Annotated in this window: 11 protein-coding genes; 10 read left to right on the top strand and 1 reads right to left on the bottom strand. The window is 72.6% G+C overall.

Annotated elements, in window-relative coordinates; genetic code table 11:
- Nucleotides 1-347: 347 nt before the first annotated feature.
- From mraZ to H291_RS0119480, 4 genes are all read left to right on the top strand, one after another.
- Nucleotides 348-818, top strand: a complete 471-nt coding sequence (gene mraZ, locus H291_RS0119495) for a division/cell wall cluster transcriptional repressor MraZ (RefSeq protein ID WP_020016697.1) — start codon at nucleotides 348-350, stop codon at nucleotides 816-818.
- 199 nt (nucleotides 819-1017) lie between these two features.
- Entirely contained in the window at nucleotides 1018-2055 is a 1038-nt protein-coding gene (gene rsmH / locus H291_RS0119490) for a 16S rRNA (cytosine(1402)-N(4))-methyltransferase RsmH (protein ID WP_020016696.1), read from the top strand.
- The gene (locus H291_RS0119485; protein ID WP_020016695.1) at nucleotides 2052-2480 is read left to right on the top strand and encodes a hypothetical protein; all 429 of its coding nucleotides are present in this window, start codon (nucleotides 2052-2054) and stop codon (nucleotides 2478-2480) included. Before rsmH ends, H291_RS0119485 begins: the two co-directional genes overlap by 4 nt.
- Nucleotides 2477-4501 carry a peptidoglycan D,D-transpeptidase FtsI family protein gene (locus H291_RS0119480; protein ID WP_020016694.1) on the top strand — a complete coding sequence of 675 codons (2025 nt, stop codon included), beginning with the start codon at nucleotides 2477-2479 and terminating at the stop codon, nucleotides 4499-4501. Before H291_RS0119485 ends, H291_RS0119480 begins: the two co-directional genes overlap by 4 nt.
- 18 nt (nucleotides 4502-4519) lie before the next feature.
- On the opposite strand, the gene H291_RS0119475 is transcribed toward H291_RS0119480, so the two are convergent.
- Entirely contained in the window at nucleotides 4520-5167 is a 648-nt protein-coding gene (locus H291_RS0119475; protein ID WP_020016693.1) for a TetR/AcrR family transcriptional regulator, read from the bottom strand.
- 92 nt (nucleotides 5168-5259) lie between these two features.
- Here H291_RS0119475 and H291_RS0119470 point away from each other — a divergent pair, with 92 nt between their 5' ends.
- Genes H291_RS0119470 through H291_RS0119445 form a run of 6 tightly spaced genes read left to right on the top strand, consistent with a single transcriptional unit; the run spans nucleotide 5260 to nucleotide 13638 of the window.
- Entirely contained in the window at nucleotides 5260-7830 is a 2571-nt protein-coding gene (locus tag H291_RS0119470) for a beta-glucosidase family protein (protein ID WP_020016692.1), read from the top strand.
- 49 nt (nucleotides 7831-7879) lie between these two features.
- Entirely contained in the window at nucleotides 7880-9547 is a 1668-nt protein-coding gene (locus tag H291_RS0119465) for an ABC transporter substrate-binding protein (RefSeq protein ID WP_033327410.1), read from the top strand.
- Nucleotides 9547-10665: an ABC transporter ATP-binding protein gene (locus tag H291_RS0119460; RefSeq protein WP_033327408.1), complete on the top strand. Its 1119-nt coding sequence runs from the start codon at nucleotides 9547-9549 to the stop codon at nucleotides 10663-10665. The genes H291_RS0119465 and H291_RS0119460 overlap by 1 nt, the downstream gene beginning before the upstream one ends.
- Nucleotides 10662-11645 (top strand): ABC transporter permease, encoded by a 984-nt coding sequence (locus tag H291_RS0119455; protein ID WP_020016689.1) that lies wholly within the window; start codon nucleotides 10662-10664, stop codon nucleotides 11643-11645. The genes H291_RS0119460 and H291_RS0119455 overlap by 4 nt, the downstream gene beginning before the upstream one ends.
- Nucleotides 11642-12559 carry an ABC transporter permease gene (locus tag H291_RS0119450; RefSeq protein WP_020016688.1) on the top strand — a complete coding sequence of 306 codons (918 nt, stop codon included), beginning with the start codon at nucleotides 11642-11644 and terminating at the stop codon, nucleotides 12557-12559. Before H291_RS0119455 ends, H291_RS0119450 begins: the two co-directional genes overlap by 4 nt.
- Nucleotides 12556-13638: an ABC transporter ATP-binding protein gene (locus H291_RS0119445; RefSeq protein WP_051109554.1), complete on the top strand. Its 1083-nt coding sequence runs from the start codon at nucleotides 12556-12558 to the stop codon at nucleotides 13636-13638. The genes H291_RS0119450 and H291_RS0119445 overlap by 4 nt, the downstream gene beginning before the upstream one ends.
- Nucleotides 13639-13754: the final 116 nt, after the last annotated feature.

Here is a 13754-nt window from a genome sequence, read left to right as displayed (position 1 = left end):
CGCGCTGTTCGGAAGCCGCGGCGAGAACGCCCGCCCGGCTGGTCCAGCCTAGTAGAGATGTAAAGCACTCTGTTGAGTGCATCACGCGGTCTTCACAGATCCGAGAGCTTGTTTCGCCCTGGTGAAACGACGTCCGGCCAGGTCGCGCACGCCTGGCGGGATGCGGCCCCGCGCGACCTGATCCGACATTCCACGCCACGCCGGACATGAATTTACTCCACCTGCTCTTTACCTCTTTGACCTGCGCATTGAGGGTCGCTGGGCAGTTCTCCCCATCGTTTTTCCGAGTGTGGTGGTGGAAAGTGGAGTAGCGTGGAGTATGCGGGAGCGGAAGGAGGTGTCGGCCCATGACTGCGATGGCGGAAGGTTTCGCAGGTCTGGGTCTGCTCCTCGGTACGTACACCCCGAAGCTCGACGAGAAGGGGCGCCTGATCCTTCCCGCCAAGTTCCGGGGGCGCCTGTCCGGCGGTCTGGTCATGACCAAGGGGCAGGAGCGGTGCCTCTTCCTCCTCCCGATGGACGAGTTCCAGCAGATCTACACCCAGATCCGGCAGGCGCCGGTGACGAGCAAGGCAGCACGGGACTACACGCGAAACTTCCTGGCGGGAGCGAGCGACGAGGTCCCGGACAAGCAGGGCCGGGTCTCCATCCCGACGCACCTGCGCGAGTACGCCGGTCTCGACCGAGAGGTGGTCGTGATCGGGGTCGGTACCCGCGTGGAGGTGTGGGACGCGCAGGCCTGGGCCACATATCAGGAGCAGACCGAACCCGACTACATCGATCAGGCCGAGGAGATCTTCCCCGGGCTGAGCTTCTAGGACAGGTGGGCTGACCGGCCGCACGGTCAGGCCTCCTCCCGCAGGATCCGGCGCACTTCCCCGCCGCCGGAACCGTGCGGAGGGAGACCTGACCGGGCGGCCCGCCCGGATGTACGAGCAGTACGAGCGCCACGAGCACGAGGCACCACGCATGACCAGCACCACGGCAGGACCCGCACGACGCAGGAGGGAGACACCGATGAACGCGACCGGCAACGGCCCCGGCGGAGACGCCGCCGACCGCCACCTCCCGGTGCTGCTCCAGCGCTGCGTGGACCTGCTCGCCCCGGCGCTCGCCGAGCCCGGGTCCGTCCTGGTGGACTGCACGCTCGGCATGGGTGGCCACACCGAGGCCGTCCTGGAGCAGCTTCCCGCCGCCCGCGTGATCGGCATCGACCGCGACCCGCAGGCCCTCGCCCTCGCGGGCGAGCGGCTGGCCCGGTTCGGCGACCGCTTCACGCCGGTGCACGCGGTGTACGACGAGATCACCGAGGTGGTCGACGCGCACGCCGGCGGCGCCGTCCAGGGCGTGCTCATGGACCTCGGGGTGTCCTCGCTGCAGCTCGACGAGACCGACCGCGGCTTCGCCTACGCGCAGGACGCGCCGCTCGACATGCGCATGGACTCCACCCAGGAGCTGACGGCGGCCGACGTGCTCAACACGTACGACGAGCGTGACCTCGCGCGGATCCTGCGGGAGTACGGCGAGGAGCGGTTCGCGGGCAAGATCGCGCGAGCGATCGTCCGGCGTCGAGCCGAGCGGGAGTGGGACCGCAGCGGTGAGCTCGTCGACCTGCTGCGCGCCGTCATACCCGCCGCGACCCGCAAGACCGGCGGCCACCCGGGCAAGCGCACCTTCCAGGCGCTACGTATCGAGGTGAACGGCGAGCTCGAGGTGCTCGAGCGCGCCGTGCCCGCCGCGATCGAGGCGCTCGCCGTGGACGGCCGCATCGTCGTGGAGTCGTACCAGTCGCTCGAGGACCGGATCGTCAAGCGCGCCATCGCGCAGGGCACGACGTCGTCGGCCCCGCCGGGGCTGCCCGTCGAGCCCGAGACCCACCGGCCCTATCTCGAGGCGCTCACACGGGGCGCGGAGGAGGCGGACGCCGCCGAGCTGGAGCGCAACCCGCGCTCGGCCTCGGTCCGGCTGCGCGCCGCCCGCCGTCTCCGTCCGACGCCCGAGCACCTGCTGAACCGCACCAGCACGCACCACACAGCGAAGGAGGACCGCCGATGAGTGCTACCAACGCCGCGACGGCCCGCGCAGTCCGTCCGGCCGAGCTGCCCCGCACCCGCAGGGCGCCGCTGACCGCCATCTCCGGGGGTGCCGCGCAGCGCGGCCGCCGCCTGGACGTGGTCCGCGCGCCGCTGCACGCGAAGAGTCGGGTGCCGTTCTTCGTCCTGTGCGCCACCCTGATGATCGGCTCGCTCGTGGCCGTCCTCGTGCTGAACACCACGCTCGCCCGGGGCTCCTACGAGATGTCGCAGCTGCAGGGCGACGTCGCGCAGACCGCCCAGGACGTGCAGGTGCTGGAGGAGGGCCTGAGCGCCGCCGAGACGGACCTGCCGGACAAGGCCCGCAGCCTGGGCATGGTGCCCGCGGAGAACCCCACCATGGTCAGTGTCCGCACCGGCAAGGTGGTGAAGGGTACGGACCAGTGACGGGCTCGACGTCCGGCGCGGGCCGGCAGCGCACCCCCTCGGGGCGCGCTGCCGGCCCGCGTTCCACGCCGCCGCGCCAGGCGAAGCAGCCGGCCAGGAAGCAGCCGGCCAAGAAGCAGCCCGCCAGGAAGCAGCCGGCCAAGGCCCAGCCCCGTGCCACCAGCACGCGGCTGGGCCTTCAGGCACCCGACGGTCCCCGCGCGTCCCCGGCCCAGGCCCGGCCCGCCCGGTCCCGGGTGGCGCGCCCGCTGCCGCCGAGGCCCGGCCGGCCGGAGATGCGGCAGCGCTGGCTGGTCGGCATCGCGGCCGTGGTCGTGCTCGTCTTCCTGGTGCGGCTGGTCCACGTGCAGCTCATCGAGGGGCCGACCCTGGCCGCGAAGGCCGAGGCCCAGCGCACGGCCACCGCGGTCACGCCTGCGCACCGCGGCGACATCACGGACGCCAACGGCGTGGTGCTGGCCACCTCGGTGGACCGGTACACCGTGGTCGGCGACCCGAAGGCGATCGAGGACTTCCGTGGCGCGGGCCGCGTCGACGCCGACGGCCACAAGGTGGAGAACGGCGCCCTGGGCATCGCCCAGCTGCTCGCGCCGATCCTCGACGAGCCCAAGAACGAGCTGGCGGCCAAGCTCGTGGGCGAGTCGCGCTACCGCGTGCTCGCCAAGAACGTGGTGCCCCAGGTGCAGCGCGCCATCGCCGACCTGGAGATCCGCGCGTACATCCGCACCGACCTGACCTCCCGGCGCACCTACCCGTCCGGCACGGTGGCGGGCTCGCTGGTCGGCTTCGTGAACGAGGAGCAGGCCGGGCAGGGCGGCATCGAGCTGGCCTACGACGACCTGCTGGCGGGCACGCCCGGCTCCGACACCTACGAGCGCAGCCTCGACGGCCTGCGCATCCCGGCCGCCGGCCAGGAGTCCGTCCCGGCGGTGCCGGGCGACAGCATCCAGCTCTCCCTGGTGCACGACATCCAGTGGAAGGCGCAGGACTCCATCGACGAGGCCAAGCGGACCACCGGCGCGGAGTACGGGATCGTCATCGTGCAGGACATCCGCACCGGCGAGCTCGTGGCGCTCGCGGACTCGGGCTCCACGGACCCGAACGACCGGTCGACGGCGGCCGTTGCGGGCGGGTCGCGCGCCGTCAAGGACGTCTTCGACCCCGGCTCGACGGGCAAGGTGGTCACGATGGCCGCCGCCCTGGAGGGCGGCTACTGGACGCCGGACAGCCGGTTCACCGTGCCCTACTCCTACACGACGCCCAACGGGCAGACCTTCCGTGACTCGCACGAGCACCCGGTGGAGCGGCTGACGCTGACCGGGGTGCTGGCCCAGTCGTCGAACACGGGCACCGTGCAGGCCGGCGAGAAGATCCCGCTGCAGACGCGGCAGGACTACCTGTACAAGTTCGGCTTCGGCGCGCCGACGGGCCTGGGCCTGCCGGGCGAGTCCGTGGGCCTCATGCCGCCCGCCGACGTCGCGGACTGGGACGGCCGCACGCAGTACGCGGTGCTGTTCGGCCAGGGCCTGTCCGTCAACGCCATGCAGGCCACGAGCGTGTTCTCGACGGTGGCGAACGGCGGCGTGCGCATGACGCCGACGCTCTTCGAGGGCTCGACCAGCCCGGACGGCACCAGGACGCCGGCGGAGCGCGAGCCGGGCAAGCGGGTGATCTCCGAGGAGACCGCCGACACCCTGGTCGAGATGATGGAGACCGTGACCGGGGACGAGGGCACGGGCAAGAACGCCGCCGTGCCGGGCTACCGGGTGGCGGGCAAGACGGGTACCGCGCAGATGCCCACCGGCAGCGGCGGCTGGACCTACATGGCGTCGTTCATCGGCGTAGCGCCGGCCGACGACCCCCGGTACACCGTGTCCGTCTTCCTCAAGAGCCCGCACAGCTCGATCTTCGGCGGCGACGTCGCGGCCCCGGTCTTCAGCGACGTCATGGGGTTCACCCTGCAGACGATGGACGTGCCGCCGAGCGAGCAGGAGAAGCGGCGGCTCAAGACCGAGTGGTGACGCCGTGCGGGTCGTGGGTCAGGAGGCCGCGATCCGCACGGGCGCGCCCAGCGTGGCCGTCAGGATCGACTCGATGGCGAACTCCGTGCCCGACGCCAGGTCCACCGCCGCGGGGTCCAGCAGCCACTGGAGCTGCAGGCCGTCCATGACGGCGATCACCGCGGCCGCGGCACGCTCCGGCTCGCCCTCGGGCAGGGTCACCTCGCGCTCGTCGGCCAGCACGCGCACGGCCTGGGAGATCTCCCCGCGCAGCACGCTGAACCGCTCGGCCACCCAGGTGGAGGCGGGGTGGCCGTCGGTCACGGACTCGCCGGTGAGCACCGCGTAGGCCTGGACGATGCCGCGCCGCTCCGCGTTCTGGCGCGCGGTGGTGACCAGGTGCCGGAACAGCTCGATGCCGCCCGGGATGTGCTTGCCCTCCAGGTGCTGCACGTCCACGCGGTCGCGGTACTCCAGCACCTCCCACAGCAGCTTGTCCTTGCTGCCGAAGTGGTGCAGCACGCCCGCGTGCGTGATCCCCACCTGGGCCGCGACGTCGACCAGCGAGCCCTGGTGGTAGCCCTTGGACCCGAACACGCGCGTCGCGGCGGCGAGGATCTCCTCCCGCCGCTGGTCGCGCGTGGGTCGCTTGGCCTTCGGGGCAGCCTGCCCGGTCGCTTCTGGCATGGGCTCACGATAACCGAGAATCCGGGCTTACTAACCAGTAAGTAAGTGTGGTTGAATGCGGGCAGCCGTCCACCGCCGAACGGAGAACGCACGTGTCATCGCAGACAGTCACCACGCAGGGCGCCACCACGGAGCCCGAGCTGCTCCGCCTCCTGTCGGAGCTCTCCGTCGAGGAGAAGGTGTCGCTCGTCGTGGGCGCGTCCATGTGGACCACCACGGCCGTGCCCCGCCTCGGGCTGGAGCCGGTGGTGCTGTCCGACGGCCCGGTGGGCGTGCGCGGCCCGGACGGCGGCACGTCCGCGATGTTCCCCGCGCCGTCCGCGCTGGCCGCGACCTGGGACCTGGAGCTGGCCCGCCGCGCCGGCGTGCTGTTCGCCGCCGAGGCGCGCCGCCACGGCGTCGACGTCGTGCTCGCCCCGCAGGTCAACCTGCAGCGCACGCCCGTGGGCGGCCGGCACTTCGAGTGCTACTCGGAGGACCCGCACCTGACGGCCGAGATCGCGGTGGCCCTGGTCGGCGCGGCGCAGGAGCAGGGCGTCGGCATGTGCGTCAAGCACTACGTGGCCAACGACTCCGAGACCGAGCGGACGCGCTACCTCGCGCGCCTCGACGAGCGGACGCTGCGCGAGGCCTACCTCGCGCCCTTCGAGCGCCTGGTGCGCGACGTCAACCCGTGGTCCGTGATGGGCGCCTACAACGGCGCCGACACGCAGGGCGTCGCGGCGCCGCTCCTGGAGCACCGCCCGCTCGTGGTCGACCTGCTCAAGCAGGAGTGGGGCTACGACGGCCTGTTCGTCAGCGACTGGGTGGCCACGCAGTCCGTGGCGCCCGCCGTGCGCGGCGGCCTGGACCTGCAGATGCCCGGGCCCGACGGCGCCTGGGGCGACGGCCTGCTCGACGCCGTCCGCTCCGGCGAGGTCGCCGAGGCCGAGCTCGACGACAAGGTGCTGCGCCTGCTGCGGCTGGCCGGCCGCACCGGGCGGCTCGTGGCACCCGGCGGCGACCGCGGTGCCGCCGGCCACCCGCTCCACGCCGTCACCGAGCCGGCGCCCGCCACCGCGGCGTCGGGCAAGCTGCTCCGCGAGCTCGCCGCCCGCTCCGTCGTCGTGCTGAAGGACGACGCCGGGCTGGTGCCGCTGGTGTCCGACGGCGCCCGGCCGCTGCGCGTCGCGCTGCTCGGACCCGCCGCGACCGAGCCCTTCTTCCAGGGCGGCGGCTCCTCGTTCGTGCAGCCCGACCACCTGACCTGGCCCGCCGACGAGCTGCGCGCCGCGCTGCCCCAGGGCTCCGAGCTGACGCTGCTGGCCGGTGCCCGCGCGCTGCACAACCCGCCCGAGCTCGACCTCGGCCGCTGCACCGACCCGGTCACCGGCGAGCCCGGCCTGCGCGTCACGGTCCTGGCGGCCGACGGCAGCACGCTGGAGGAGCACACCGTCACCGAGTGGTCCGGCTGGCTGCAGGACGCGCGGCCCGACGCCGACGCCGTCCGCCTGCGCGCCGCCGTCCGGCTCGACGAGCCCGGCACCCACGAGCTGGGCGTCGGCACGGTCGGCATCCACCGGGTGCTCGTCGACGGCGCCGAGGTCACGACCGGCAGCACCCGGGTCGACGAGGACGTCGTGCTCTCCTCCGGGCACAACCACCCGATCGCGGCGCTCGCGCAGGCGAGCGGCACCGCCGACCTGGACGCGACCGTCCAGGTGGTGCACGCCGTCGGCTACGGGCACTTCGTGCGCGCCGCCCTGGTGCACCGCCTGCCCGGCCCCTCGGCCGACGACGAGCTGGCCGCCGCCGTCGAGGCCGCGGCCGCCGCCGACGTCGCCGTCGTGCTGATCGGCACCACCGCCGAGGTCGAGTCCGAGGGCTACGACCGCCCCGACCTGGACCTGCCCGGCAACCAGGACGAGCTCGTGCGCCGCGTCGTCGCGGCCAACCCGCGCACCATCGTCGTCGTCAACGCGGGCGCGCCCGTGCTGCTGCCCTGGCTGGCCGACGTGCCGACCGTGCTGTGGGGCTGGCTGCCCGGGCAGGAGGCGGGCACCGCGCTCGCCGACGTGCTCACCGGCGTCACCGAACCGTCCGGGCGCCTGCCGTGGACGCTGCCCGCGCGCTTCGAGGACGTCCCCGTGCCGCACGCGCGGCCCGTGGACGGCGTCGTCGACTACGCCGAGGGGACCGACGTCGGCTACCGCGCCTGGGAGCGGCGGCTGGCCGCCGGGGCGGACGGCGCCCCCGCGCCCGCAGCACCGTTCGGGCACGGCCTGGGCTGGACCTCCTGGGAGTACGAGGACGCCGTCCTCGCCTGGGGTCAGTCGCACGACGCCCCCGCGACCCTGACCGCGTACGTGACCGTCCGGAACACCGGGCCCCGCGCGGGCCGCGAGGTGGTCCAGGTCTACGTCGAGGCGCCCGAGGGCGGCCCGAGCCGCCCCGTGCGGTGGCTCGGCGGCTTCGCCGTCGCGGACGTGCCCGCCATGGGCAGCGCGACCGTCCGCGTCCCCGTGCCCACCCGGGCGCTGCAGGTCTGGGACCCGCAGACCCAGGGCTGGACCACGCCGCCGGGCACCTACCGGCTGCGCACCGGCAGGTCCGTCGCGGACCTGCGCCTGACCAACGAGCTGACCGTCCGGCCCGGGGAGGAACCCGGCGCCGGAACCAAGTGACACACACCCCATATCCGTCCCGCGAGGGACAAGTGCAAGGAGGCACACCGTGAGGATTCACAAGCACGTCGCCGTGGCGGCGGCCGCGGCAGCGGTCGCGCTGCTGGCAGCCTGCAGCGGCGGGGGCGGCGGCAGCGCCACCCAGGCGGGCGGCGGGGAAACCCTGACCGTCGGCATGCCGAACGGCGTCCAGACCGAGAACCACAGCCCGTTCGCCACCGGTTCGTCCGCGCTCTCGCTCGGCTACGCCTTCGCGATCTACGAGCCGCTGATGATGCGCAACCAGGCCCGGCCGTCCGAGGAGCCCAAGCCGTGGCTCGCCGACAGCGTCGAGTGGAACGAGGACTTCACCGAGGCCGTCATCACGCCGCACGAGGGCGTCACCTGGTCGGACGGCGAGGAGTTCACCGCCGACGACATCGCGTTCTCCATCCAGCTCCGCAAGGACTTCGAGGCGCTGAACACCGGCGCCCTGCCGTACAACACGATCGAGACCGACGGGTCCACCGTCACCGTCACGTTCACCGCCGGCCAGTTCGTCAACCAGTCCAAGCTGTACGACCTGGTCATGGTGCCCGAGCACATCTGGGCCGACGTCGAGGACCCCACCACCGACACCAACCCCGAGCCCGTCGGCACCGGCCCGTACACGCTCGAGACGTGGACGCCGCAGGCCGCCACCGTCGTCGCGCGCGACGACTACTGGGGCGGCAAGCCCGCCGTCCCCGAGATCCGGTACTCGTCGTACAACGACAACAACGCCCTGACCACCGCCCTGACCACCGGTGAGGCGCAGTGGGGCTGGACGTTCATCGCCGACTTCGAGAACGTCTACATCGCCCAGGACCCCGAGCACTACCACCAGTACGCCGCCGGCGGCCTCGGCATCGACGTGCTCTACCTGAACAACGAGACCAAGCCGTTCGACGACAAGGCGTTCCGCCAGGCCCTCAACATGGTCATCGACCGCCAGGAGCTCGTCGACGTCGCCACCTCGGGCGTCAACCCCGCGCTGACCAGCGTCACCGGCCTGCCGCTGCCCGCCGGCGAGGAGTTCCTCTCCGCCGACTACGCCGACCAGGAGTACGCCGTCGACGTCGAGGGCGCCCGCGCCCTGCTCGAGGACGCCGGCTACACCTGGGAGGACGAGAAGCTCGTCGACCCCGACGGCGAGGAGGTGACGTTCGAGCTCGTCAACCCGGCCGGCTGGAACGACTACCTGACCGCCCTGGACCTCATCAAGAACTCCGCCGCCGAGCTCGGCGCCACCGCCACCGTCAACCCCGTCAACCAGGACGGCTGGTTCGCCGACGTCATCCCCGGCGGCGACTTCCAGGCCACCCTGCACTGGACCGACGGCGGCGCCACCCCCTGGGACATGTACTCCGACATCATGGACGGCGCGCACTACGAGAAGCTCGGCGAGCCGGCCACCTGGAACTTCGGCCGCTTCCAGAACGACGCCGCCACGAAGGCGCTCGCCGACTACGCCGCCGCGCCCGACGACGCCACGCGCACCGCCGCCCTGGAGACCGTCCAGAAGGTGTTCGTCGAGGAGGTGCCGGGCATCGCGATCTGGACCCGCCCGGCCACCGCGCAGTACTCGACGCAGAACTACGTGGGCTGGCCGTCGGAGGAGGACCCGTACAACCAGCCCCAGCCCACCGGGGTGCAGGCCGCCCAGATCCTGATGAACCTCAAGCCCGCGGAAGGCTGATGAGCACAAGCACACCGGTGCTGGCCGCGCACGGCCTCACCAAGCACTTCCGGGCGGGCGGAGGTCGCGTCAGCGGCCGTTCGCCCGCCCGGGCGATCCACGCCGTGGACGGCGTGGACCTCGAGCTCCACCGCGGCCAGGTCCTGGCCGTGGTGGGGGAGTCGGGGTCCGGCAAGTCCACGGTCGCCCGGCTGCTGGCCGGACTCATCCCCATCACGGGCGGGCAGGTGCTGCTCGACGGCGCCGAGGCCCGCCTGCGGGGCCGCCGGGCCTTCCGCGCGTACGTGCGGCGCGTGCAGATGATCTTCCAGGACCCGTTCGCCTCCCTGAACCCGGTGCACCCCGTGCGCTACACGCTGACTCGCGCGCTGCGGCTGCACCGCAAGCAGTCCAGCGGGGGCACGCTGCGCGGGACCGAGCTGGAGGCGGCCCTGACCGAGCTGCTGGAGCGCGTGCACCTCACGCCCGCCACGCGGTACGTGGACAAGTTCCCGCACGAGCTGTCCGGCGGGCAGCGGCAGCGCATCGCCATCGCGCGGGCGCTCGCCGCGGAGCCCGAGGTGCTGCTCGCCGACGAGCCCGTCTCGATGCTGGACGTCTCCATCCGGCTCGGCATCCTCAACCTGCTGGCCGACCTGCGCGACCGGCTCGGGATCGCCGTCCTGTACATCACGCACGACATCGCCTCGGCGCGCTACTTCGCCGACCGCACCACCGTGCTGTACGCGGGGCAGGTCATGGAGACCGGCGACTCCGAGTCCGTGACGCAGGAGCCGCTGCACCCCTACACGCGGCTGCTCATCGCCTCCGCGCCCGACCCCGACGACCTCGCCGGGACCGGCGCCGCAGCCGTGCGGGAGCAGGGCACCGGCGGCGAGCCGCCGAGCCTCGTCGACCCGCCGCCCGGCTGCCGGTTCGCGCCGCGCTGCCCGTACGCGACCGACCTGTGCCGGGGTGAGACGCCCGAGCTGATCGAGGTCACGCCCGGGCGGTCCGCGGCGTGCTGGGGGTACTCGGAGCGGGAGGGGCGGCCCGACGTCGGGCGGGTCTCGACAGGCTCGACCAGCGGTGGGGTCTCGACAGGCTCGACCAGCGGTGGCGGGGAGGCGGGCGCATGAGGTTCCTGCTGCGCAGGGTCGTGTTCTACGCGCTGACGGCGTGGGCCGCGATCACCATCAACTTCTTCATCCCGCGCATGCTGCCGGGCGACCCCGTCACGGCCCTGCTGGGCCGCATGCAGGGCCGCATCGACAGCAACGCCGAGCACTCGCTGCGCGTCCTGTTCGGTCTGGACCAGGACACGAGCATGTGGCAGCAGTACCTCGACTACTGGGGCCTGCTCCTGCGGGGCGACCTCGGGCTGTCCTTCACGCACTTCCCGACGCCCGTGGCCGACATCGTCAGCCAGTCGCTGCCGTGGACGGTCGGGCTGGTCGGCGTCGCCACGATCATCGCGTTCGTCATCGGCTCGCTCATCGGCACGTTCCTCGGCTGGCGCCGCGGTACCTGGGCCGACGGGCTGCTGCCGGTGGCGACGTTCTTCCAGGCCGTGCCGTACTTCTGGCTGGGCCTGATCACCATCGCCGTGCTGTCCGTGAACCTCGGCTGGTTCCCGTCGTCCGGCAGCTACGACCGCGGGCTCGTGCCCGCGTTCAGCGGCGAGTTCATCGGCTCGGTCGTCTACTACGGCTTCCTGCCCGCGCTGACCGTCGTGCTGTCCTCCGTGGCCGGCTGGGTGCTCGGCATGCGCAACATGATGGTGACCGTCTCCTCCGAGGACTACGTCACCGTCGCGCACGCCAAGGGCCTGCCCGAACGGCAGGTCATGCTCGGCTACGCCGCCCGCAACGCCGTGCTGCCCCAGGTCTCCAGCTTCGCGCTGTCCCTCGGTTTCGTCGTCGGCGGCACGCTCATCATGGAGATGGTCTTCTCCTACCAGGGCATCGGCTACACGCTCTACCAGGCCGTCTCCACCCACGACTACCCGCTGATGCAGGGCTGCTTCCTGGTCATCACCCTGTCCGTCCTCGTGGCGAACATGGTGGCCGACCTCGCCTACGCCCTGCTCGACCCCCGCACCCGGACGGAGGACCGATGAAGAACCAGCTGCTGTTCCTGCGCAACGGCAAGGTCATCACCGGCCTGGTCATCCTGGGCTTCTTCACGCTCCTCGCGCTGGTGGGCCCGTGGCTGTCGCCCTACGACCCCAACCAGGTCAGCGATGCGCTGCTCAGCCCGCCGTCCGCCACGCACTGGCTCGGCACCGACCACACCGGCCGCGACATCCTGTCGCAGATCATCGTGGGCGCTCGCGGCGTGCTCGTCGTCGGCCTGGTGGCCGGCGTGAGCGCCACCGTCGTGGGGGTGCTCGTGGGCGTGACCGCCGGGTTCGTCGGCGGCATCGGCGACGAGTCGCTGTCCGCGCTGTCGAACATGTTCCTGGTCATCCCGCAGCTGCCGCTGATCATCCTGATCGCCGCCCAGCTGCCGTCGGCCGGCGGGCTCACCGTCGCGCTGGTCATCGGGGCGACCGGCTGGGCCTGGGGCGCCCGCGTGCTGCGCGCCCAGACGCTGTCGTTGCGCAAGCGCGACTTCGTCGAGGCGGCCCGGGCCAACGGGGAGCGCACCTGGCGGCTCGTGCTCGCCGAGGTGCTGCCGAACCTGACGGCCGTGATCGCCTCCGGGTTCGTGGGCACCGTGACGTTCGCGGTGCTGTCCCAGGTCACGCTGTCGTTCATCGGCATCACGCCGGTGAGCGACTGGAACTGGGGCACCATCCTGTTCTGGGCGCAGAACAACCTCGCGCTGCAGCGTGGCGCGTGGTGGTGGTTCGTGCCGGCCGGGGCGTGCATCGCGCTGCTCGGCATGGCGCTGACCCTGGTCAACTTCGGTATCGACGAGATCGTCAACCCCCGCCTGCGGTCCACCGGCCTGCACGCGCGCTCGCTGCGTCGCCGGGGCATCCGGCCGCGCGTGGGGTTCACCCCGGTGGTGCGGGAGGTGCGGTCATGAGCACAGGTGTGGAGACGAGCCCGGGCGTTGCCCGGGACGCGGGGCCGACGGCGGAGGAACCGGTCCTGGAGGTCCGGAACCTGAGCGTCGACTACGGGTTCGGCGACGACCCCACGCACGTGCTGCGCGAGGTCTCGCTCACGCTGCGCCGCGGCGAGGTGCTGGGGCTGGCGGGGGAGTCGGGCTGCGGCAAGTCGACCCTCGCCTACGCGGCGACGCGGCTGCTGCCGCCGCCGGGCCTCATCACGGGCGGGGAGGTGTGGCTCACGGGCCGCGACGGCGAGCGGGCGGACCTGCTCGCCCTGTCCGACGCCGAGCTGCGGGCCGCCCGCTGGCGCGACATCGCCATCGTGTTCCAGGGCGCGATGAGCTCGCTCAACCCGGTGTTCCGGGTCGAGAAGCAGCTGATCGACGGCATCCTGGCGCACCGGCCGCGCATGGGGCGCGCCGAGGCCCGGGAGCGGGCGGCGGAGCTGCTGCGCCTCGTGGGCATCTCGGCCGACCGGCTGCGCGCCTACCCGCACCAGCTCTCCGGCGGCATGCGCCAGCGCGTGATGATCGCGATGGCGCTGGCCCTGGAGCCGCAGGTGCTCATCATGGACGAGCCCACCACGGCCCTCGACGTGGTGATGCAGCGCCAGATCCTGGAGCAGGTCATGGAGCTGCGCGAGCGGCTGGGCTTCTCCGTGGTGCTCATCACGCACGACGTGTCCCTGCTGGTGGAGGTCGCCGACCGCATCGCCGTCATGTACGCGGGCGAGATCGTGGAGACGGCGCCCGCCCGCGACGTCTACCAGCGCCCGCGGCACCCGTACTCCGCGGGGCTGCTCGGGTCCTTCCCTCCGCTGCACGGGCCCCGGCGTGAGCTCGCGGGCATCCCCGGCGCCCCGCCGGACCTGTCCCAGCGGGAGCCGGGCTGCCCGTTCGCCCCGCGGTGCCCGCACGTCATGGACGTGTGCCGCACGGAGCTGCCGGTGCTCGGGCGCACGGCTCAGGCCGAGGAGGCGCGGCTGGTGGCGTGCCACTTGCACACGTCGCTGTCGGCGGGGGAGAAGCTGCCGGATCTGGTGGCGCGGTAGGCCTGGGGCTGCCGGGCTGGTTGCTTGACCGGCGGGCTGGGCCGCCGTCGGGAAAGTGTTGGTTGCCGGGGTGTGTTGCTGTGTGCGGACAATGTCTACGCACAGCAACACACCCC

The organism is Promicromonospora sukumoe 327MFSha3.1, from assembly GCF_000385135.1.
Classification (GTDB): Bacteria; Actinomycetota; Actinomycetes; order Actinomycetales; family Cellulomonadaceae; genus Promicromonospora; species Promicromonospora sukumoe_B.
The sequence above is the reverse complement of the archived record's forward strand: the minus strand, read 5'-3'. Positions and strand labels throughout refer to the sequence as shown.